This is a genomic window from Reinekea forsetii, from assembly GCF_002795845.1.
GTDB classification, from domain to species: domain Bacteria; phylum Pseudomonadota; class Gammaproteobacteria; order Pseudomonadales; family Natronospirillaceae; genus Reinekea; species Reinekea forsetii.
In genome coordinates this window covers 753,180-774,012 of the sequence record NZ_CP011797.1, presented here as the reverse complement: position 1 = coordinate 774,012, position 20,833 = coordinate 753,180, and the positions used below count along the sequence as shown (strand labels likewise).

Here is a 20,833-nt window from a genome sequence, read left to right as displayed (position 1 = left end):
CCTGTGCCCGAGGGCGTTAAGGTTTAAATTGACTCCATTGTAACGGCACCTTAATGTATCTGTAAAACAGGATTATTAAATAACCTTATTCGGATTAATCGATAATGAAGTTTACCCTCCGCCAGCTGGAAATATTTTTGGCCGCCGCGCACCATGAAAGTATCAGTCTGGCGGCCCAGGAGCTGTCGATGTCGCAATCGGCAGCCAGTGAAGCACTGAAAACGCTCGAGAGCCAGTTCGATATTCAGCTGTTCGACCGGCCCGGCAAGACCCTACGACTCAATGAGCTGGGGCGTATCTTACGCTCTCAAGCCGAGGCCATGGTTGAACAGGCCCGGGAACTGGAACTGAGTTTTCGGCAACACAGCGAAATTGGCCACCTCAAGGTGGGTGCCACCCTATCGATCGGTAACTATCTAGCAGTCAATATCCTCGCCCAGTTTATGCACGAGCACCCAAACGCCAAGGTCTCATTGGAAGTGGCCAACACCACCGCCATCGCCCATCAGGTGCGTAACTATCTACTCGATATCGGCCTAATCGAAGGCGACTGGAACGAACCGGAACTCGACGTCATTCACTGGCGCCGCGACGAACTGGTGGTGTTCTGCTCGGCCGAGCATCCGTTGGCCGAGCACGGCGACCTGACCGACCAAGACCTGGTGTCTGTGCCGTGGATACTGCGCGAGACTGGCTCTGGCACCCGACAAACCTTCGAGCGCGCCATGCACGGCATTCTGCCTAAGTTGAATATCGCCCTGGAACTGCAACATACCGAGGCTATCAAGCGGGCCGTTGAGGCGAATTTGGGCATTGGCTGTTTATCGAAGATCACCCTGGTCGAGGCCTTTAAACGGGGCAATTTGGTGCCCTTAAATGTACCGCACCGCCACTTCAATCGAGACCTGTCGTTTATTTTGCATAAGAAGAAATATCGCAGCGCCGGTCTGAATAACTGGCTGGCCCTGTGCCAACGACCCGAATTTCACTAACCCTAACCTGACTCGGTACCTAGGCCCACGGCCGCTGGCCTGCCCTGCAGCGGCGAGACCCTCGAGCAGGCTGGCCTATGTAGCCATAAAGCTGACGCATTCGGCTAGCGAACGTTCACAGCCGGGGTCAATTAGCCTAAACTGCGACCCATAAACGGGCATATGCCCCAACTCACCAAAGGGACCACCGATGCACCTCTATATGTTGGCAGAACAGGATGATTTGGACGATTTCGCCGAGGCCCTGTTTCAGGAGCTGCAAATCTGGGCGGAGCCGAAAACGACCATCGAGGCCATTTATCGCCATGATGAGGCTCAGCAGGCATCGCTTAGCAAACGCGCTATTGAGGTCGGGATAGAATTAACCATCAGTAAAGCCCAGAAACTGAAGGAGCCATTGAACCAGCTCTATGATTTCGCAAAGAAATATAAGTGTGATTTCTCAGTGGGTATTATTGAAGACGATAAACGCAGCGATGTGTGTTTTTTTGGCTTTGAAGAAGGCCGCCCTGACATGTTCGAGATCGCCAATTATCTCGAACTCTAGTCCATGCGATCAAATCAGCGAAAATAGAATCAGGAAACCATCATGAAGACAGAACAGGTTAAGTTTGAGTTCGAAAAAGAAACCAAGAATAGCGTTCGTTTTAAGGAAGTCCCGAGCGAGGGCAAGGCACCAATTGTGGGTTCATTGTATGTTCAAAAATGGTTCGCCGGCAGTGCCAAATCTCTGCAGATAAGCATTGAATTGGCAGACTGACCGAAAAAGACCAACCCCGCTGCCCTACCTACAGGGCGGCACCATCCAGCCAACCGCCCCGAAAAAAAGAGCCCGGGCGAGGCAACGTCCGATAAACATACTGTGTTACACTTACAGGCAGAATATGCCATTATACAAACTATTGAATTTGTAACTATATATTCACAGACCTCTTTCATACTTAGAACTCGAAAATAAAAAAAACGAGATGACTATGAGCAAAAAAAACGACCGCGCACTGAATTTTTACAATAAAGTTTTAGGCTTAGATAGACTGCATTATGGCATGTGGCTGCCTGAGGACGAACTGACCTTCAGCAAGTTAAAAGAAGCACAAGAACGCTATGAAGATTATCTAATAGAGCATATACCCAAGAACGTTAAAAGCATCCTAGATGTCGGCTGCGGTACCGGCATACTGACCAAGAAACTCATAGATCTTGGTTACGACGCAGAAGGTTTGTCTCCCGATATCAACCAGAAACAGGTTTTCACAGAGAAGACCAACGCGCCATTTCACCATTTAGGTTTTGAAGACTTCTCCATCGCAGACCGATATGATTGTATTATTATGAGTGAATCCTCACAGTACATAAACATCGATAAGATATTCGAGAATTCCAGTCAGGCGCTTAAAAAAGATGGCCTGCTAATGATATGTGACTATTTCACATTAGACGGTGTCTCTGGTGAAATAAGCAAGAGTGGTCATAACTATAAGAAATTTATCAATAGGATTGGCAGCAGCAAATTTAGTTTACTAGCCGATCAGGATATAACCGGTAGCATCACCAAAACGTTAGACTTAGGGTTGGATGTAGTCAGTAAATTCTTGCTAGCACTGGAGATCCTAACAGAGAAGATCCAAGGCAAACGCCCCTATCTGAAAAAAATAATATTTTGGCTCTATCGCAAAAAAATAGCCAAACTCACAAAACAACTTGATCTTTTGGATTCAACTAAATTCAAAGAGAACAAAAGCTATCGGTTTATTTTATTGCAAAAGGCCGCAAGCAGCTAAGCCGCTGCTCATGAGTTATTAGCGAATCCAATTAAAGATAGTCACTAGGCCAGCCTGTATAAAACAGGCATCGCAACAATATTGTTCTCGGTAAAGTTTTTGAGCACAAATCTTTTCATGCTCGGCTTAAATATTAACGAGGGCAAAACGTCAATAAGCCGGTCCCAACGACAATGATTTATAAGATGATAGGGCGACCCTGCGGTCACCGGTTGCAACGGGGTTGAATTGGTTAGTTTGGCATTTTTTGTCCACCAACCGGCGGTATATTCCCACACATCTAATAACGTTTGCGTGTCCTGCGCATAAAAATAGTTGAACAAAAAAACGCCTTTAGTATCTTTGCTAACCTCATCAATCCGCTTGGGGTTCTTATAAACTATAACATCCATATAGCTTGACCCAAGCCGGGTCAAGCTTACTATAGCTTCTACCGCCACCGTTTCCCTTATAACTAAGGCCTCCTCAACACTGGCGCATTCAATAAGAATGACAATGTCGAACTTCGCCACATGCACGCTATATGACTTCTCTTCTATCAGCCTCTTGCCCGCTGCAGTACCCGGAGGAATAATGAAAGCATCAAATATGTCTGCGCGACGAATAGCCTCAGATGAGCCCCTAAGCTCCCGACACATTGATTTCAGCTTAGCCAACAGCTGCTGCTTCTTGGTGCTGTTCGATGACCATATGCTAGGCAGCTCGACCTCTGCAGTGATGGCTATATAGCCCAGAGCATTCGGTTCTTTTAACATCCCTTGATCGGTGATGCTATTGGCAAGGTGCGCGTTAACTATTTTCATCTGCGGTTCCGCTATCATCTAATGGCGATTTGCCCGATTAAATATCCGATTATCGTAATGAGCATTGCGTTTGAAGAAAAGAAGGTTAAGGCAAAACCGAGCGCTCTTGCAGGAGCGCCATGCGCATAGCCAAGGGTAAACAGTAGGCGCCCTACCCCAAAACACAGGGCCGCAATTGGCACTACTGACAACCAGGTTGCCGGCATAACAACGGACCAAACCAGATAAACAAGGGTCGCGAGTAATGTTTGTTCCAAGGTATTTTGCAGGATCGATTGCAGGATATTTGCTTTCTCTGTGCCGTGCGTTAGCCCACCCCCATCAATATCTTCGGGGGAGAAAAATCGATGTTTTGCGAGCCGGCCGATGGAAAATGCTAAGAACACGGCGGGTATAATGCAGGATAAAATCGCAACACCAAGCCGATCGACTTGACTTGAGGACTCAGCGAAACCAAAAGGATTCGCATAGGCGCCAATAAAAACCACACACAAAGCAACCGGGACTCCGACTAGAATTCCTTTGAATACACCAACCTGCTTCTGAGTAAGTGACATAAGATCTCCAAGATCAAGGTAGCTTGCAATTTATGGTAGAACTGCAATCTGATGTGACTGCAGCCAAGTTATAGAGTCGGGCTAAATGCCCATTGGTGAACCCTACATACTGCGATCAATATGGGACGCTGTCAATTAGACTGGTTTTGCCAAAAAACGCAGGGCGATTGTGCCGGGCACCACTGTACAATAAAGATCTTTCACTCAGCAACCTAGGGGTCGGCCGACCGAAGCCGGCCACTTTGCAGGGCACGGCGCCACAGGCGATATTAGAGTTTACCGGACTATTTGAGACAATAGATCGGGATTGACCACCAGGTTACGCACGCCATGGCCATGATCCTCATCAAAATCATTGCCGGTACACCAGGTTGCAACCGACTGGATATTGACCTTAGCCACCTGAGGGCGGACGTTCCAGGTTACTTGAAACGGTGAACCGGATTCGTTATAGCCTGGGCCCGTTGTGGAACCGGCATACTGCACTGGCAAACCGGTATCCGCCGGAATATTTACCGCCTGATAAAGCCCTTGCGACGCGTCATAGTCTGTTAATTCGCCGAAGTTAAGTGCCTCGTTAGCGTTAACCAGCACCAACACCTGGGTTTCGACTCGCAATTGGGGGTTACCAATGGCCTCGTTGAGACAGGCCGCCAAGGTAGGACCCGGCTTAACTTGGGCCGTGGAGTACACATAATGCACCTCAATGGTGTCGCCGGACTCGAGGCTGCCGTGCTCACTTGGGCAAACTGAGGCACTAACCGGCAGTCGCTCGGCATCACTTAATTGCCCAGAATAGCGATAACCACTCTGGTTGCCATGCCCATCGCCATTGCCCGCATAGAGGGTAAACTCGCCGCCCTTGTGCTCGGCATTCTTGTGAAAGTGGATATTGCACAGATTCATCTCCGAAGCCAGCGGGGCCGGGCTAAAGACTCTCGCATTCCTCCCCGGCAGGGAATCGATATCGCGCGGGGATTGAGGGCCAAAACCCTGCCCTAGGGTATTGTCGGCCAGTGTGGTCCGTTGCTCACGCATGACCTGGTCGGCCACCGGGGCCGCTATAACCGCATGGGTATCTTTAGCGACCGCAGACAGCGGGAGAAATGTTAGCGTGATCAGAATGGGGAGCAATTGTGTTTTCATAGAATCTCTTATTATTATCGGGACAGGAGGTCTAATGCTGGCTCACTGTTAGCCTGCGCACGGCGAGGATTATTCTTTCAACACCATATCAATACACATCACCGCAGCCAATATCAGCTTGCGCACGGGATCATCCTTAGGCACGTCTTGGTATATTTCCAATACGTAGTTGTCGGCGCTGGTAAACATCTCTCGGCCGAGGCCAGTCCATTTTTTGGAGACATGGGCCAGGTCCTGTTTGCCATTGCGGAAATAAAAGTCCCAGCCGGTCCATTGCCCTTCCAGCTTACAGAGCAGCTGATAGTCCTTATCCAGCACATCAAACTTGCCACCGATTGAGAGCATCCGTTGTTGAAAGCCGCCAATAACCACGTTGTCTTGATCGCGCACCTCAACCTTGGACATGAACAGCGAGATACCCCGTTGTATCCGTACTATGCGTTCGCCGCCGGGGGTCGATATTTGCACATCGAAGGGGGTCATGCGCTTAAAGTCGGTAAAGCGTAATAGCTTGGTGAGCAAGCCCAGGGAGGGTTCGCGGCACTGCATGATCATTTCGCCGCTGGCCGGGTCATAGATATCATAGTTATTGGCCGCCTTGAATAGGCCCACGTGTTCCTTAACCAAAAACAAATTACTGTTGACGAGCTCACTCATATTTTATCTGTTCCTATCCGTGTTTTTAAATTCGATGTCGCAATACATTCAGAATTATCTAGTTAGGCTTGTTCTAAATGGTTTTTAATATCGACCAAATCTTGCTGGAGCATTTTCTGCATCGAGCCCTTCATCAAAAACCCCATACAGCTCGCCATTATTTTTCCAAGACGCGATTGGGACTCAGTCGTAAAGGTCATGGTTAATTGGGTCATGCTGGTCGACTCGTCTGTCGAGTCCGCTTTCGGTTCTGTTGGTAAGTCCACCAGCGACAAGCGCGAAATGTAGACAGCACCGTGATTTTCAGCGCGGGTAGTGTAGTGGTGATTCTCCTCCGCCTCGGTAACCCACATCACTTCGGTGGCCTCTTTGCCGAACATCTTGCGGGTCTCGCGCCACTTTAGGCCAATCAGGCCCTCACTCGGCTGATCCAGTATGTCGATCGCCAGAATTGCGCTTATCATGGTGTTGGAATGCTCTATATCGCAAATAGCCTGCCAAACAACGGCCTTGGGTTGGGCTATGTTAATACTCACTGACGCGTGCATGTTGAGTCTCCTATGGCTAGAAACAGGGCCAGCCGACGAAGGCAGGGTCAAGCTGTGTTGGGTCGATGCAGGTAACTATAGCCTGTAATCCATCGGCAATCATCTCTTGCGCATAGGGTTCCCTGGCCTGCAACCAGAGCAGGAAGGTCGGCCGAAACAGATCACCATAACTATGCGCTTCAATGTCTCGGTCTATAAGGGTTTGGCTTGCTTTGGTCGTGAGGGCGCGGGGGTGGCGGGGATCGAGTGATGGCGAGGCCAAAACCACCGCTATCACTCATGTTAGTTACTAGCCTTTGGGCTTAGATGCCGGTTGCTAAGAAAGCCCCCATAAGCGCAACAGCCGCGCCGCTGACTTTTAGCGCTAGGGTGCCCACCTGCCGCTGTGCGGTGATCGAGGCTAGGCGCGCGAGCACCAGCAGAGCGGTGGACGTGGCCAGAATGCCGGTCAGGTAGCCGAGCAGCGTGGCGCTGCTGGCCATCTCACTGCCATGCGCCATACCATGCACCGAGGCAAACAGGCCAATCACCAACAGGCTGCCGGCAGCATTGGCTTTGGCATGCACAAACATCAGCGCACCGAAAAATACCAGGCTGGCAACCAGGCCGGTTTCCATCAAGGGCAGCGTGAACCCCAAGGTGCCGAGCAAGGTGCCCGCGCCCACTGCGCCGATAAATACCAGTGGCGCCAACCAGGCCTGTTTTTGCGTACTATTAATTGACCAAAGGCCAACGGCCAGGGCGGCGAGCAAGTGATCAAAGCCAGTAAGGGGGTGCGCCAGGCCATTCAATAGGGTGGCACTGGTGTGGCCGTCGTGTGCAAGGGCCAGGGTGGGTACCAAGAGTATTGATGCCAACAGGGCTAAACTGATGCGTGTTTTTTTATTCATGCTGTGCTCCCATCTTAAGAAGAATGTCTATTAAATTGATTACCACTATTCGGTCGCGACGGCAGCTTCTGCGAGCGGCCATATTTTACCCCGCCGAGCAGTCACTGCAAGTCGTGCTATTTTTTCGCGGCGCTTAGACCACCGCCTGTGCGGCCGGTACCGCCTTCGGTTCGAGCATGCCTTCGACGATGATATGTTGAATAATCGCATCCAAACCCTGCGCGGTCTTTAGGTTGGAAAAGACAAAGGGTTTAGTGCCGCGCATGCGTTGGGTGTCGGTATCCATGACTTCCAGTGATGCGCCCACCAGTGGGGCCAGGTCGATCTTATTGATCACCAACAGGTCGGATCGGGTAATGCCCGGCCCGCCCTTACGCGGAATCTTGTCACCGGCCGAGACATCGATCACGTAGATGGTGTAGTCCGACAGCTCCGGGCTGAAGGTGGCGCTTAGGTTGTCACCACCACTTTCCACGAAGACCACGTCCAGCTCACCGTGGCGGGCCATCAGCTCATCGATCGCGGCCAGGTTCATTGAGGCGTCTTCGCGAATGGCGGTATGGGGGCAGCCACCGGTCTCGACCCCGAGAATCCGATCGGCTTCGAGCGCTTTATTTTTGGTTAAAAATTGCGCGTCTTCCTTAGTGTAAATATCGTTGGTCACCACGGCGATGTTGTAGTGATCTTTTAACGCCGCACATAAGGAGCGCAACAGGGCTGTTTTGCCCGAACCGACTGGGCCGCCGACACCGACGCGCAAGGTTTGTTTTTTACTCATACTGCTTTCTCCTACTGAAATTGAAGGCCGTTTGGTCTAGGACCGAAACAGCCGGGTATATTGGGTTTCGTGCCAACTGCTGGCCAGGGCCAGGCCTGGTAAAGAGCCGCCCAGGCTGTCGCGATCAAGCGTGTTAGCCAAGGCAATGGCCTCGGGTATTACCAGTTGGATGCGGCCTAACAACAATTGCGCCTGGGTTTGCCCGAGCGGCACCAGCTTGGTGGCCGCGGCAATCTGGTTTTCCAACCAGGACCAGATATAACCATAAGCCGCCAAGTCGAAGGCCATCTGCCAGCTGTGCGCGGCCACGGCAAAGAGGCTGACAAAGCTGACATCCTGTTGCGCGCTGACCGGCATCGCGATACTCAGTGTGCCGAGCAGGCGTTTAAGCGCCTGGCCCATGGCGGCGTCGGTGAAGCGCAGCTCGCGGGTCTCGCGATTGGCCAAAGCAATATCGTTCCATTCTTGCCAGTCGGTTAGATCATCGGCGGCCAAGGCCTGCATGGCGCCCTGGAGCACCGGTAAATCGACCCGCGCGACCGACTCCTGCAATTGGCTGACCAGCCAGTCTTCGGTCTGTTCCGCCGTGCGCACCCAGCCGGTTTCCACGGCAAACTCCAGGCCTTGGGAAAAGGCGAAGCCACCCACCGGCAAACTGACGCTCGACAGTTGCAACAGCCGCAACAGGCTGGCGCTGGTCGTGGTGATGTTCATGGTGATGTCCGTCATAGCATTGTCCGTGCTGGCATTGGCCGTGCTGGCATTGGCCGTGCTGGCATTGGCCGTGCTGGCATTGTCCGTGCTGGCATTGTCCGTGCTGGCATTGTCCGTGCTGGCATTGTCCGTGCTGGCATTGTCGGTGCTCACAATGTCGGTGCTCACAATGTCCGACGTAACTGGACCGGTCTGGCTTGGATTAGTCATGACTGTGACTGTGGCCTTGGGCATAGGCTCCGCTTTCGGCATTAAAGATGGCCTGTTCATGCGTGACCACCAGGCCCAATAGATGCAACAACTCTTCCAATACGTGATCGGGTTTAATGCGCAGCCAGCGGTCGCCCACCTGGATCTTGCTGTGCCGATTGCCCAGGTGATAGCAGGCACGGGCAAAGGCATGCCAATCATCACAGCTGGCATGAGCCACCGCTTCCACGGCACCGGCCACCTGCAGCACCTGGCCGCAGTCGGTTTTTAAGAACTCACCCACCCGCAGTGGCTGGCCACGCTCAAGAAAGATACGCACCTCTTCGCCCTCCGGTGTCGCCACCTTGAGCCGGCCGCGGTCGCGCTGTTCATGGCTCAGCACCACGCTATGGGCGACCTCAGCGTGGCAATGCATGCCTAAACGTTCATGTACTTCGAGCATAAAGCCTCCGGGTCAGACCGGGCCGCACGGAGCGACCGATCATTAAATCTGGATATCGCGTTTAAAACCGCGTTTTGCGTCTAAAACAGGGTGTAGCGCTGCGCCAGCGGCAAAACACTAGCCGGTTCACAGGTTAGCAACTGACCGTCGGCGCGCACCTCATAGGTCTGTGGATCAACCTGGACATCGGGCTGCCAGCTGTTGTGGATCATGTCCGCCTTGCGCACAGTGCGGGTGTTTTTACACACCGCGAGCGTACGGTCCAGACCCAAGGCGGTGCCAATATCCTTGTCGGCGGCAGCCTGCGATACAAAGGTCAGAGAGGTGGCCGCAGCGGCCTTGCCGAAGGCGGCGAACATCTTGCGATAGTGCACCGGCTGCGGCGTTGGAATCGAGGCATTGGGATCGCCCATCGGCGCGGCGGCGATCATGCCGCCCTTGATAATCAGCGATGGCTTGATGCCAAAAAACATCGGCTTCCACAACACTAGGTCGGCCAGCTTGCCGGCCTCGATGGAGCCGACCTCGTGCGCAATGCCATGCGCGATGGCCGGGTTAATGGTGTATTTGGCGACATAGCGCTTGGCGCGAAAGTTATCGGCACCGAGCGCTAAATCTTCCTTGAGCAGGCCCATCTGGGTCTTCATCTTGTGAGCCGTCTGCCAGGTGCGGGTAATCACTTCGCCGACCCGGCCCATGGCTTGCGAGTCGGAGGCGATCATGCTGAAGGCACCCAGATCGTGGAACAGATCTTCGGCGGCGATGGTCTCTTTGCGGATTCGAGAATCGGCAAAGGCCACGTCTTCGGGGATATTGCTGTCCAAATGATGACAGACCATCAACATATCCAAATGCTCGTCGACGGTGTTCACCGTGTAGGGCCGGGTTGGGTTGGTCGATGACGGCAGGACATTGGCAAAACCGCAGGCGCGGATAATGTCCGGCGCATGACCGCCACCGGCACCCTCGGTGTGGTAGGTGTGAATCACCCGATCTTTGAAGGCCGCTATGGTGTCATCGACAAAGCCGGACTCGTTCAGGGTATCGGTGTGAATCGCCACCTGCACATCGTACTGCTCGGCCACGTCCAAACAGTTGCTGATCGACGCTGGGGTGGTGCCCCAGTCTTCGTGTAATTTTAACCCGCAGGCGCCGGCCTCGAGCTGTTCAGCCAGGGCCTCGGGCAGGCTGCTATTGCCCTTGCCGAGAAAGCCAAAGTTCATCGGCATCGAGTCGGTCGCCTGCAGCATTTTACCGATGTACCAGGGGCCCGGTGTGCAGGTGGTGGCATTGGTGCCAGTGGCAGGGCCGGTGCCGCCGCCGATCATGGTAGTGACACCGGACATCAGCGCTTCGTCGACCTGTTGCGGGCAGATAAAATGAATATGGGCATCGACCCCACCGGCCGTTAGGATCGACCCTTCACCGGCAATAATTTCCGTGCCCGGGCCGATGATTAAATTCACCCCATCCTGAATGTCCGGATTACCCGCCTTACCGTGGCCAACAATGCGGCCAGCCTTGATGCCGACATCGGCCTTGACGATGCCCCAATGATCGAGGATCAGGGCATTGGTGATCACCAGATCCATGGTGTGTTCACTGGTCAATTGCGACTGGCCTTGACCGTCGCGGATCACCTTACCGCCGCCAAACTTGACCTCATCACCATAGTTAGTCAGGTCCTGTTCAACCTGAATCCACAGCTCGGTATCGCCTAGGCGCACCCGATCACCCACGGTGGGGCCGAACATCTGGGCATAGGTGGTGCGGTCGATCGTGCGGCTCATGATGGCGCTCCTGTCTTGGCGACCGTGTCGACGGACGAGCCGGATAAGGGGCCCATAATCTCGCCACGAAAGCCGTAAATGGTTTTGCTGCCGGCGTATTCCACCAGTTCCACTGCCCTACCCTGACCCGGTTCAAAGCGTACCGCGGTGCCAGAAATAATATTCAGGCGGTAACCCTTGGTCGGCTCACGCTCGAATTGCAGGGCTGGGTTGGCCTCATAAAAGTGGTAGTGCGAACCGATCTGAACGGGCCGGTCGCCGGTGTTTTCCACCCGTACCGTTAAGGTTGCGCGGCCAACATTTATTGCGATCTCACCCTGGCCGACTTGAATTTCACCTGGAATCATTGTGTGCCCTTCTCTTTCTTAGCGCCCGGTCTCTTGGGCTCAGTTAATGGGGTCGTGTACGGTGACCAGCTTGGTGCCATCTGGGAAGGTGGCCTCGACCTGCACTTCGCGGATCATATCGGCGATACCGTCCATCACCTGATCGATCGACAACAGAGTCTTGCCAAAGCTCATCAGCTCGGCCACCGTCTTGCCATCGCGCGCGCCTTCGATAATTTCCATGCTGATATAGGCCATGGCTTCCGGGTAGTTCAGCTTGAGGCCGCGATTCAGTCGGCGCTCGGCCAACAGCGCGGCGGTGAAGACCAGCAGCTTGTCTTTTTCTCTGGGTAACAGTTCCATAGCGGTTCTCTTGTTATGTTTGCTAAGCGTCGTAACGCGTTTTAAGACGTAGGGTTTGCGCGCCTCAGGTGCTCCAAATGCGCGGAGCACAGGCCGGTTTGTCGAGTAATGCTGGGCGAATTTCTTGCCACAGGTGTTCAAACAGTTTGCGCGTGCGTTCACTACAGCTGCCCAGGCTTCGGGCCACGATGAAGCCATCGATCAGGGTGATCGCCGCCGGTTCGGCGCTGGCCGCACAGCGTTCGCGCAACCGGTGGATCAGCTCTGCCATGGCTTCGTCGGTTTCGGTCGAGGCCAGCACAGTCGCAGCCATAAAGGGGCCGGCCACCAGCAGGCCCTGGATCGGTAAATCCTGTAATCCGGCACGCGCCGATAACAGACCGCGATTGGTCGCGTTAATCAGCAAGCGTTCCTGCAGGCTGAGGCGACCATTGCGATAAATTTTAAGACTCTGATTAAATTCGCCCGCATCGAACACCCGGCCATTGGCCGGCAAGCCGAAGCTGACCACATCCCAAAAAATCAGTTTGCCGCCCTCGGCTATATCGATGCGCGTCTCGGTCTGGGCATGCGCACCGGGAAACAGAATGGCCTCCAGTGGCAGCCATTCGATGCTTGCACCGGCGGCGATGCGCAGCCGAACACTTTGCCGCTGCAGACTTTGATCGGCGCGCGCCTTATAGAGTCGACCGGCCCCGGGCGTGGTGACCAGCGCATGGGCGTCAGCGGCAACCGCTATATCGATTACCAGCCGATCGCCCGAGACCAGGCCGCCGGGCGGATGCAACAGATAGACATGGGGCGTATTGGGCCCCTCGGGGTAAAAGGGCTTTTGCACATAGAGCGGCCCCCGGTGTTCGGTGCGCATCAGGCGCACCCCGCGTCGAGTTTGGGCGAACTCCAAACGTAACTGGCCGTGCCATTGGCTCGGGACAGAAGGCTCGGCGGGTAACACAGAGCTGTCGGCGCTGGGCACAAACTGCTTATTCATCGCGCGTTATACCGCCAGGTACTGACGAATGAGTTCGTCATTGAGGTTATCCATCTTATCGGCGGCGACGATCTGGCCTTTTTCCATGAGCCGGAATTCCTTACCGACGCGCCGGGCAAAGCCGAGCTTCTGTTCAATCAAAATCACCGTCAGACCCTCTTCTGCGTTCAGCTTTAGGATGACATCGCCAATCTGCTTGACGATGTTGGGCTGGATACCCTCGTTCGGTTCATCGAGGATCAACACCTTAGGGTCGATCACCAAGGCCCGGCCGATTGCCAACTGCTGTTGCTGACCGCCGGATAGATCGCCACCGCGTCGGGCCAGCATGTCGTGCAAGACCGGAAACAGTTCGAAGATTTTGTCCGGTATGTCTTTGGCCTTGTCGGTACGGACCGGTAAGCCCAGACGCAGATTTTCTTCCACCGTGAGCAGCGGGAAAATCTCCCGGCCTTGCGGTACATAACCGATGCCCAAGGGTGCGCGCTGTTCCGCAGTCTGAGTGTGCAACGCCTGGCCTTGCAGCAGAATTTCACCGGCGCTGATCGGCAGCAGGCCCATCAAGGTTTTGAGTAAGGTAGTCTTACCCACGCCATTGCGACCCATGATGCAGGTGCAAGAACCCTCGGCGATATCGAGGTTAAGACCCCATAGAATTTGCGTGCCGCCGTAACGCTGGTCGACCTGATTAATACGGATCATTGCGCCACTCCCGCTGTTGCCGTTTCACTGTCGGCCTGCTCTTCACCCAGGTAGACCTCGATAACCGCCTTATTGCGTTGGATCTCATCCATGGTGCCTTCAGCCAACACCGCACCCTGATGCAATACGGTGACGGTACGAGCAATGCTGCGCACGAATTCCATATCGTGTTCGACCACCACCACCGTATGCTTACCGGCTAAGGAGATCAGCAAGGCAGCAGTCTTTTCGGTTTCTTCGGCAGTCATGCCGGCGACCGGCTCATCCACTAAGAGTAGTCGAGAGTCTGAAGCCAACAACATGCCTATTTCCAGCCACTGTTTTTGGCCATGCGAGAGCGAGCCCGCGTCCTGATCGCGCTGTTCGGTCAGGCCGATGGTCAACAAGACCTCATCGATGCGCGCACGTTGGCTGGCGCCCAAACGCGCGAACAGAGTGGGCAGCACACCCTTATTGGTTTTCAGCGACAGTTCCAGATTGGTAAAGACCGACTGGGCTTCAAACACGGTCGGCTTTTGAAACTTGCGGCCAACGCCCAGATGGGCGATGGCGGCCTCGTCGTGTTCCAGCAAATTATGGGTTTGGCCAAACCAGACCGAACCGGAGTCGGGCTGGGTCTTGCCGGTAATGATATCCATCAGCGTGGTTTTGCCGGCGCCATTGGCACCGATTAGGCAGCGCAATTCGCCATCGCGGATATAGAGGTTGAGGTTATTGATGGCGTTAAAGCCGTCGAAGCTAACCGACAGATCTTCGATGTAGAGAATGATCTCTTTCGCTACGTCAACTTTGACCGGTTTGGGTAACATGAAGGCCCAAACCCGATCGCGCCGGAAGACTTCCCGTGTGTTATCAATCAGTTCCATTAGCGTGTCTCCTCTGGGTTGACAACGGACGGCCGCGCGAAGCGGGCCCGCATGTCGGCGAAGAAACCAAACAGGCCCTTGGGTAAAAATAGGGTTACCAAGACAAAGAGTGCGCCGAGGGCAAACAACCAGGCCTCGGGAAAGATCGCAGTCAGTCGGGTCTTGGCGTAGTTCACCAGCAACGCGCCGAGCACGGCACCAATCAGGGTGCCCCGTCCGCCGATAGCGACCCAGATGACCACCTCGATGGAGTTGATCGGGGTGAATTCACCGGGGTTAATAATGCCGACCTGCGGCACGTAGAGCACACCGGCCAGGGCGGCAATAATGGCCGAGTAGACGAATAGCCAGACCTTATAGCGCTCGGTGCGATAGCCCAAGAAACGCGCCCGCCCTTCGCTGTCGCGCACCGCGAGGATGACCTTGCCGAACCGGGAATTCATAATCGCCTGGCTGACCACCAGGATGATCGCCAGCAGCGTTGCCGTGGTGGCAAAGAGGAAAACGCGCGTGGTATCGCTCTGCAAACTGAAGCCGAGAATATCCTTAAAGTCGGTTAGACCATTGTTGCCGCCAAAGCCCATCTCATTGCGGAAAAAGGACAGCATCAACGCATAAGTCAGGGCCTGAGTCATGATCGACAGATAGACCCCGGTCACCCGCGAACGGAAGGCCAACCAACCGAAGACAAAGGCCAGCAGGGCCGGCACCGAGAGCGCCATCAAAACAGCAAAGGCCAGGTTGTCGAAGCCGGTCCAATACCAGGGCAGTTTGTCCCAACTGAGGAAGACCATAAAGTCCGGCAACAGCGGATTGCCATAGACACCCCGATCGCCAATCTGGCGCATCAGATACATGCCCATGCCATAACCGCCCAGGGCAAAAAAAGCCGCATGACCCAGACTGAGAATACCGCAATAGCCCCAAACCACATCGACCGCCAAGGCTAAGAGCGCATAGCACAGGTACTTGCCGAGCAGGGTAATGGTGTAGGTCGAGACATAAAACAGACTGCCCTCGGCAAACCAAAGATTACCGACCGAGGCAAAGAGCGTGACGCCAAAGAGCAAGACTACGAAGGGCATAACCGCGGCGCCCGGCTCACTAGAACGTTTAAAAAGTTGGTGCTGTAATAGGGCTGTTAAGGTAGTCATTCGGCGGCCCGCCCTCGTTGAGGAAACAAACCTTGCGGACGTTTCTGAATAAACAAAATAATAAACACCAGCACCAGAATACTGGCCAGTACGGCACCGGTAATGGGTTCGAAGATCTTATTGGCAATGCCCAGGGTAAAGGCCGCGACCAGCGTGCCAAGTAAATTGCCGACCCCGCCAAAGACCACCACCATAAAGGAGTCAATAATATAGCTCTGTCCCAGGTTCGGGCCGACGTTCGTGAGCTGGCTCAGAGCAACACCGGCAATGCCGGCAATACCCGAACCCAGGCCAAAGGTGAGCGCATCGACCTTAGCGGTTTTAATGCCCATGGCGCGCGCCATATTACGGTTTTGCGATACCGCCCGGACATGCAGGCCCAGGTTGGTCTTGTTCAACAACACCACCAAAGACACAAAGACCAGCAGGGCGAAGACGAAGATATAGAAACGATTCAGGGTTAAAAACAGGACCGGATTGATTTCCAGCTGACCGCTCATCCAGGACGGGGTATTGACCTGGCGATTGAGCGGCGAAAAGATGGTGCGCACCAGCTGTTGCAGGATCAGGCTGATGCCAAAGGTCGCCAGCAGCGTCTCCAACGGCCGGCCGTGCAAGAAGCGAATCACCGTGCGCTCTATTAGGACACCCATGGCACCGGAGACCAAGAAGGCCGCCGGAATGGCCACCCAGATTGAGATATCGATGGCATTGGGCAGCAGCAGCTGGATCACATAGGTGGTGTAGGCACCGAGCATAATCATCTCGCCATGGGCCATATTGATCACGCCCATCACCCCGAAGGTAATGGCCAGGCCAATGGCCGCCAACAGCAGCACCGAGCCGAGGCTGAGACCGAAGAACAGCGTATCGACCTTGTTATAGAAGGCAACCTTACCTTCAATACCTTCCAACGCAGCGCGGGCGCTGATGCCGACGATGGTCTCATCGGCGGGATCGGCCAACGCCGTCAGCAGATTGCGCACATCGGGCTCCAAGCTGGTAGCGAGCAGGTTAATGGCAGCGACTCTTAGTTCCGGGTCGGCGTTTTGTTTGGCCTGGTCCATGGCGATCACCAGGTCCATGGCGCCCTGAACCTTTTTACTGCTTTCGGTAACGCGTAATTCGGTAATAAGCTGCAGTGTGTCGGCGTCCATCTTGGCGAACAGATCGCGCACCGCGCCGAAGCGCTGTTTGGCGTTGCCCTGCGTTAACTGCACCCGCGCACTGGCGCCACGGATATAAACTCGGACGCTGTTGTTAACACGGATTTTTTTTAAGTTTCCGCTTTCAACCTCAAGGGTGGCCCCGGTCAAAGGGTCGGTCACGATCTTAACGCCATCAACCTTGTTGATTACGCGCAACGCTAGCGTGGTTTTATCGTAATAAAGATTGCCGTCAACCATCTCCTGGATCAGAGATAGGAAATTTTCATCGCGGCTATCTTCTAACTGTTTGAGAATGGGCACCACTTCACTGAGTTTGGCACCGGTCAGCTGTTCATAGAGGTCGGTGCGTGACTCCGCATGCACAGACCCGATGCTGAGGCTAAACAAGAGCGCGCTCAGCAGCGTATAGAATTTGGTAAGTTGGGCGATTCGAAACATGGATTGGTCCAGTTGTCGATGACGGATGGGTAAGGCGTGGTGAATGGGAAAATCGCCACCGAGGTTTGCACCTCGATCGCGATTGGTTTTACCACCTTGTTGCAAGTTTAAACTTCAGCTGGAGGGGTTGGACACCAGCAGTGGTGCCCTTAGCCCTCGGCCCGCTTAGAAGTTTTGGCCTGAACAGGTTTTGGTCTCAGTGTTGTAGTTACCGCATTCAATTGGTGCAGTCCAATCGGCGATCAGTGGCTTAGACTCTGGCAGGAAGTCTGACCAGGCATCACCTGCTACTTCGCCTTCGGTTGCCCAGACCACTTCGAACTGGCCGTCGTCCTGGATCTCACCGATTAACACCGGCTTGCTCAGGTGGTGATTCTTACCCATGGTGGCCATACCGCCGGTCAGGTTCGGAACCGACAGACCGATCATCGCTTGCTCAACCTTATCGACATCGGTAGTACCGGCCTTCTCGACGGCATCAATCCACATTTCGAAACCGATGTACGTCGCTTCCATTGGATCGTTGGTGACGCGATCTGGGTTACCGGTAAACTCTTTCCATTGCGCGATAAAGGCATCGTTAGCATCGGATTCAACCGACTGGAAGTAGTTCCAGGCTGCTAAGTGACCGACCAGAGGGGCTGTATCGAAACCGCTCAGCTCTTCTTCACCAACCGAGAAGGCCACCACTGGGATGTCTTCGGCGGAGATGCCCTGGTTGCCCAGTTCTTTGTAGAAGGGAATATTGGCATCGCCGTTAATAGTAGAGACCACACCGGTTTTCTTGCCCGCGTTACCGAATTTTTTGATATCGGCAATAATCGACTGCCAATCGGAATGACCGAACGGCGTGTAGTTGATCATGATGTCGGCATCGGCCACACCCTTAGACTTTAGATACGCCTCAAGGATCTTGTTGGTGGTACGCGGGTAGACATAGTCGGTACCGGCCAGAACCCAACGTTCTACACCCATATCGTTCATCAGGTAATCGACTGCAGGAATGGCTTGCTGGTTGGGCGCAGCACCGGTGTAGAAGACGTTTTTAGACGACTCTTCGCCTTCGTACTGTACCGGGTAGAACAACAGGCCGTTAAGCTCTTCCAAGACCGGTAAGGCAGACTTACGCGATACGGAAGTCCAGCAACCGAAGATAACATCAACCTGTTCCTGGGTGATCAGCTCACGCGTCTTCTCGGCGAACAGCGGCCAGTTAGAGGCGGGGTCTACAACCACGGCTTCCAACTGCTTACCGAGCAAACCGCCCTTCTTGTTCTGTTCTTCGATCATCATCAACACCGTGTCTTTCAGGGTGGATTCAGAAATAGCCATGGTGCCCGACAATGAGTGCAGCACCCCGACCTTAATGGTCTCGGCGGCAAAAGCAGTGGCGGCAATGCTCGCTGAAACAGCGAAAGCAGCACCTGTCATAATGGTTTTCAATTTCATCTGGATTCTCCGGTTCGGTAGCAGAGCTAAGCGGCATTAAGTGCGCCCCTAGCATACAAAGAGCAGGTTGGTACCTGATGGGTTTGCTCAATTGGGGCCAATCATAGGGCTTTGGGGAAATGAGACCATAAGGTGATTGCCCCCCTTGGGTACGTCATTTGACGTATGGTGCTTCGCTATACACCGCCTCGCCGGGCGTTCGGTCGACAGGAACTGCTCACCTACTACCAAGCTACCCAACAACCCAACTACCCGTTTAATGGTTCCCCTGGGTGGGTAATCCCCCCAGGCATTAACAGATGCCAACAGTAGGGTTTACTCGTAATGTGTGCACAAGGGGATTCTGCATGAACAGATCAAAATACTCAGACGGCCAAATACGGTGGTATGGACGCTTCGCTGATCGCGAGACTGAAAGAGCTTGAAGATGAGAACCGGGGACTGAGGAAGATGTATGCGGAAGAGCGACTCAAGTACGAAATCGCTTAGGAAGCACTGCAAAAAAAGTGGTAAAGCCATCTCGGTTAGAGGAGGTGGCGCTGAATGGGGTTGAACATTAGGGGGGCAATAGCCGACTGGCCTGAGGTGCGCAGATCGCCGATTGGCGTAGTCGACTGACGCTGAATCTCAGGATTAAGCGCAGGGAACGTCTCGTTTGAGAAAAAACCCAGGCGTTGGCCGTACCGGACGGTGCCAACGAATGCTGGTCAATGGACTTTCTGCAAGCCGGCAATCCACAACAGAATGCCTACATCGAGCGGTCTAACCGCACAGATCGATACGACGGGTTGGGCCAATATTTGTTCGGGTGTATTGAAGGAGTCCGAGATCACACAACAGGGTGATTGTGGACCTATGACAATGAACGGAACAATATGGCAATTGGCGGAATAATACACGAAATGAGGTTGGTGTTAGCTGTACAGGACACTACTTTTGATGTCGGTTAAAGATGGGGGGATTACCGTTCTTCATGCATTGTAACGCTAAGCTTTGGGGCGAGCGTCAGCGAGTCCATTGCCCGCCGCGTAGCGGAAATTCGGGCAGACCAACAGCGCCTTGTTAACTGGCTTAGATCCAAGTATCTTCTGAAGTACGTTCACTAACCTCATCACCTGTATTCATAACCCCTTTAGGTTCAATTATTAATATCTTCGTTTCTCCTTCAGAGAATGGCTTATGCTCTTTACCCTTAGGGATGACATACATATCTCCGCTACTAAGTTCTACAAAGCCATCCCTAAAATCAATTCTTACTTTTCCATCTAATACAATAAAGGTCTCGTCAGTATCCTTGTGATCGTGCCAAGTGAAGTCACCCTCTACTTTAACTAACTTAAACTGGTATTCATTCATTTCTGCAATAACTTTCGGAGACCACTGTTCATTAAACAGTTTAAATTTACTGCTGAAATTTATAGCTTGGTATGTCATGAAATATCCCTTTTACTAAGTTAACGCTTGCAGAAGTTTCGCGGGCTTTTACGCGTCCATTGCCTATGATTATTATGCATTGGCAGCCAATCTCATCATATAGGCTCCTTGCCCGCTTGACCGATCCAATTGATAGAACTTAAACCCTGCCTTCTCATTGCATCTAATAGCATGTGCATTATTTGGGTCGGGGTCGGGATGAAATCAATGGCTCTGACCCCTGTTATTTCCTGTTATTTATACTAAGCTATGGCGAAAACGCGCGAAGCATGATTGAGTCCAAGGCCAGGCGCTCAGGGGTGTATTGCCCTGCGTAGCCTTGGTTTGCTATCTTTATAAGACAACTGGCTCGTCACATGCCTTGCCCCATAATTTTAATTTATATGATCTTAACTCAGGTACGAAATATGGATCGTTTTCTATTAGTTCTGTAGCGCGTTCAAAAGAAGCAACCTCCAAGATCCACATCCCACCTACAAATTGGCCATCAACCTCGTCCCTGAAACCACCACCAATTAGTATTTCCTTATTGTTCTCTTTAAGGTAATTCAAATGATCTGAACCATACATTTTTCGATGCTCATTCATCTCGATTTTGTCCGTAAAGATACATGCTAAGCGCATGGATGTTCT

General features: G+C 53.3%; 25 protein-coding genes and 1 pseudogene. 6 read left to right on the top strand and 20 right to left on the bottom strand.

Annotated elements, in window-relative coordinates; translation table 11 throughout:
- Positions 1-104 precede the first annotated feature (104 nt).
- The 4 genes from REIFOR_RS03655 (at position 105) to REIFOR_RS03645 (ending at position 2,773) form a co-directional block, all read left to right on the top strand.
- The gene (locus REIFOR_RS03655) at positions 105-992 is read left to right on the top strand and encodes a LysR substrate-binding domain-containing protein (protein ID WP_100256273.1); all 888 of its coding nucleotides are present in this window, start codon (positions 105-107) and stop codon (positions 990-992) included.
- A 190-nt stretch (positions 993-1,182) separates the two neighbouring features.
- Positions 1,183-1,539, top strand: a complete 357-nt coding sequence (locus REIFOR_RS03650; RefSeq protein WP_100256272.1) for a hypothetical protein — start codon at positions 1,183-1,185, stop codon at positions 1,537-1,539.
- A 42-nt stretch (positions 1,540-1,581) separates the two neighbouring features.
- Positions 1,582-1,752: a hypothetical protein gene (locus REIFOR_RS16915; RefSeq protein WP_193437320.1), complete on the top strand. Its 171-nt coding sequence runs from the start codon at positions 1,582-1,584 to the stop codon at positions 1,750-1,752.
- Between the two features lie 214 nt (positions 1,753-1,966).
- On the top strand, positions 1,967-2,773 hold the full coding sequence (locus REIFOR_RS03645; RefSeq protein WP_158524281.1) for a class I SAM-dependent methyltransferase: 807 nt from the start codon (positions 1,967-1,969) through the stop codon (positions 2,771-2,773).
- Positions 2,774-2,817: 44 nt separating this feature from the next.
- On the opposite strand, the gene REIFOR_RS03640 is transcribed toward REIFOR_RS03645, so the two are convergent.
- The 18 genes from REIFOR_RS03640 to urtA form a co-directional block, all read right to left on the bottom strand.
- Positions 2,818-3,576, bottom strand: a complete 759-nt coding sequence (locus REIFOR_RS03640) for a hypothetical protein (RefSeq protein ID WP_145980222.1) — start codon at positions 3,574-3,576, stop codon at positions 2,818-2,820.
- A gap of 14 nt (positions 3,577-3,590) precedes the next feature.
- Complete coding sequence (locus REIFOR_RS03635; protein ID WP_100256269.1) at positions 3,591-4,133, bottom strand: MAPEG family protein; 543 nt, start codon at positions 4,131-4,133, stop codon at positions 3,591-3,593.
- A 276-nt stretch (positions 4,134-4,409) separates the two neighbouring features.
- Positions 4,410-5,279 carry a delta-class carbonic anhydrase gene (locus tag REIFOR_RS03630; RefSeq protein ID WP_100256268.1) on the bottom strand — a complete coding sequence of 290 codons (870 nt, stop codon included), beginning with the start codon at positions 5,277-5,279 and terminating at the stop codon, positions 4,410-4,412.
- A 69-nt stretch (positions 5,280-5,348) separates the two neighbouring features.
- On the bottom strand, positions 5,349-5,936 hold the full coding sequence (locus REIFOR_RS03625) for an LURP-one-related family protein (protein WP_100256267.1): 588 nt from the start codon (positions 5,934-5,936) through the stop codon (positions 5,349-5,351).
- A gap of 62 nt (positions 5,937-5,998) precedes the next feature.
- Positions 5,999-6,484 (bottom strand): SRPBCC family protein, encoded by a 486-nt coding sequence (locus REIFOR_RS03620; protein WP_100256266.1) that lies wholly within the window; start codon positions 6,482-6,484, stop codon positions 5,999-6,001.
- Positions 6,485-6,786: 302 nt separating this feature from the next.
- On the bottom strand, positions 6,787-7,374 hold the full coding sequence (locus tag REIFOR_RS03610) for a HupE/UreJ family protein (protein WP_100256264.1): 588 nt from the start codon (positions 7,372-7,374) through the stop codon (positions 6,787-6,789).
- A 133-nt stretch (positions 7,375-7,507) separates the two neighbouring features.
- Complete coding sequence (gene ureG / locus REIFOR_RS03605) at positions 7,508-8,152, bottom strand: urease accessory protein UreG (RefSeq protein WP_100256263.1); 645 nt, start codon at positions 8,150-8,152, stop codon at positions 7,508-7,510.
- A 36-nt stretch (positions 8,153-8,188) separates the two neighbouring features.
- The gene (locus REIFOR_RS03600) at positions 8,189-9,076 is read right to left on the bottom strand and encodes an urease accessory protein UreF (RefSeq protein ID WP_319418069.1); all 888 of its coding nucleotides are present in this window, start codon (positions 9,074-9,076) and stop codon (positions 8,189-8,191) included.
- Positions 9,069-9,518, bottom strand: coding sequence for an urease accessory protein UreE (ureE, locus tag REIFOR_RS03595; RefSeq protein WP_100256262.1), 450 nt, complete (start codon positions 9,516-9,518; stop codon positions 9,069-9,071). The genes REIFOR_RS03600 and ureE overlap by 8 nt, the downstream gene beginning before the upstream one ends.
- An 80-nt stretch (positions 9,519-9,598) precedes the next feature.
- Complete coding sequence (gene ureC, locus REIFOR_RS03590) at positions 9,599-11,308, bottom strand: urease subunit alpha (RefSeq protein WP_100256261.1); 1,710 nt, start codon at positions 11,306-11,308, stop codon at positions 9,599-9,601.
- A complete protein-coding gene (locus REIFOR_RS03585) occupies positions 11,305-11,655 on the bottom strand; it encodes an urease subunit beta (RefSeq protein WP_100256260.1) in 351 nt (116 codons plus the stop codon). Before REIFOR_RS03585 ends, ureC begins: the two co-directional genes overlap by 4 nt.
- Before the next feature lie 39 nt (positions 11,656-11,694).
- Complete coding sequence (locus REIFOR_RS03580; protein WP_100256259.1) at positions 11,695-11,997, bottom strand: urease subunit gamma; 303 nt, start codon at positions 11,995-11,997, stop codon at positions 11,695-11,697.
- Between the two features lie 64 nt (positions 11,998-12,061).
- The gene (locus REIFOR_RS03575; RefSeq protein WP_100256258.1) at positions 12,062-12,988 is read right to left on the bottom strand and encodes an urease accessory protein UreD; all 927 of its coding nucleotides are present in this window, start codon (positions 12,986-12,988) and stop codon (positions 12,062-12,064) included.
- A gap of 6 nt (positions 12,989-12,994) precedes the next feature.
- Complete coding sequence (urtE, locus tag REIFOR_RS03570) at positions 12,995-13,690, bottom strand: urea ABC transporter ATP-binding subunit UrtE (RefSeq protein WP_100256257.1); 696 nt, start codon at positions 13,688-13,690, stop codon at positions 12,995-12,997.
- The gene (gene urtD, locus REIFOR_RS03565; RefSeq protein WP_100256256.1) at positions 13,687-14,556 is read right to left on the bottom strand and encodes an urea ABC transporter ATP-binding protein UrtD; all 870 of its coding nucleotides are present in this window, start codon (positions 14,554-14,556) and stop codon (positions 13,687-13,689) included. The genes urtE and urtD overlap by 4 nt, the downstream gene beginning before the upstream one ends.
- Positions 14,556-15,710 carry an urea ABC transporter permease subunit UrtC gene (gene urtC, locus REIFOR_RS03560; protein WP_100256255.1) on the bottom strand — a complete coding sequence of 385 codons (1,155 nt, stop codon included), beginning with the start codon at positions 15,708-15,710 and terminating at the stop codon, positions 14,556-14,558. The genes urtD and urtC overlap by 1 nt, the downstream gene beginning before the upstream one ends.
- A complete protein-coding gene (gene urtB, locus REIFOR_RS03555) occupies positions 15,707-17,317 on the bottom strand; it encodes an urea ABC transporter permease subunit UrtB (RefSeq protein WP_100258684.1) in 1,611 nt (536 codons plus the stop codon). Before urtB ends, urtC begins: the two co-directional genes overlap by 4 nt.
- 165 nt (positions 17,318-17,482) lie before the next feature.
- Positions 17,483-18,766: an urea ABC transporter substrate-binding protein gene (gene urtA / locus REIFOR_RS03550; RefSeq protein ID WP_100256254.1), complete on the bottom strand. Its 1,284-nt coding sequence runs from the start codon at positions 18,764-18,766 to the stop codon at positions 17,483-17,485.
- Between the two features lie 372 nt (positions 18,767-19,138).
- Here urtA and REIFOR_RS17155 point away from each other — a divergent pair.
- Positions 19,139-19,488, top strand: a pseudogene (locus REIFOR_RS17155) (IS3 family transposase); the annotation flags it as partial.
- Positions 19,477-19,611 carry an integrase core domain-containing protein gene (locus tag REIFOR_RS17150; protein ID WP_145980221.1) on the top strand — a complete coding sequence of 45 codons (135 nt, stop codon included), beginning with the start codon at positions 19,477-19,479 and terminating at the stop codon, positions 19,609-19,611. The pseudogene REIFOR_RS17155 and the gene REIFOR_RS17150, both read left to right, overlap by 12 nt.
- 226 nt (positions 19,612-19,837) lie before the next feature.
- Here REIFOR_RS17150 and REIFOR_RS03540 read toward each other — a convergent pair whose 3' ends face one another.
- Both REIFOR_RS03540 and REIFOR_RS03535 read right to left on the bottom strand, forming a co-directional pair.
- Positions 19,838-20,200 carry a cupin domain-containing protein gene (locus tag REIFOR_RS03540; protein ID WP_100256253.1) on the bottom strand — a complete coding sequence of 121 codons (363 nt, stop codon included), beginning with the start codon at positions 20,198-20,200 and terminating at the stop codon, positions 19,838-19,840.
- Positions 20,201-20,533: 333 nt separating this feature from the next.
- On the bottom strand, positions 20,534-20,824 hold the full coding sequence (locus REIFOR_RS03535) for a YciI family protein (RefSeq protein WP_100256252.1): 291 nt from the start codon (positions 20,822-20,824) through the stop codon (positions 20,534-20,536).
- Between the last annotated feature and the right edge of the window lie 9 nt (positions 20,825-20,833).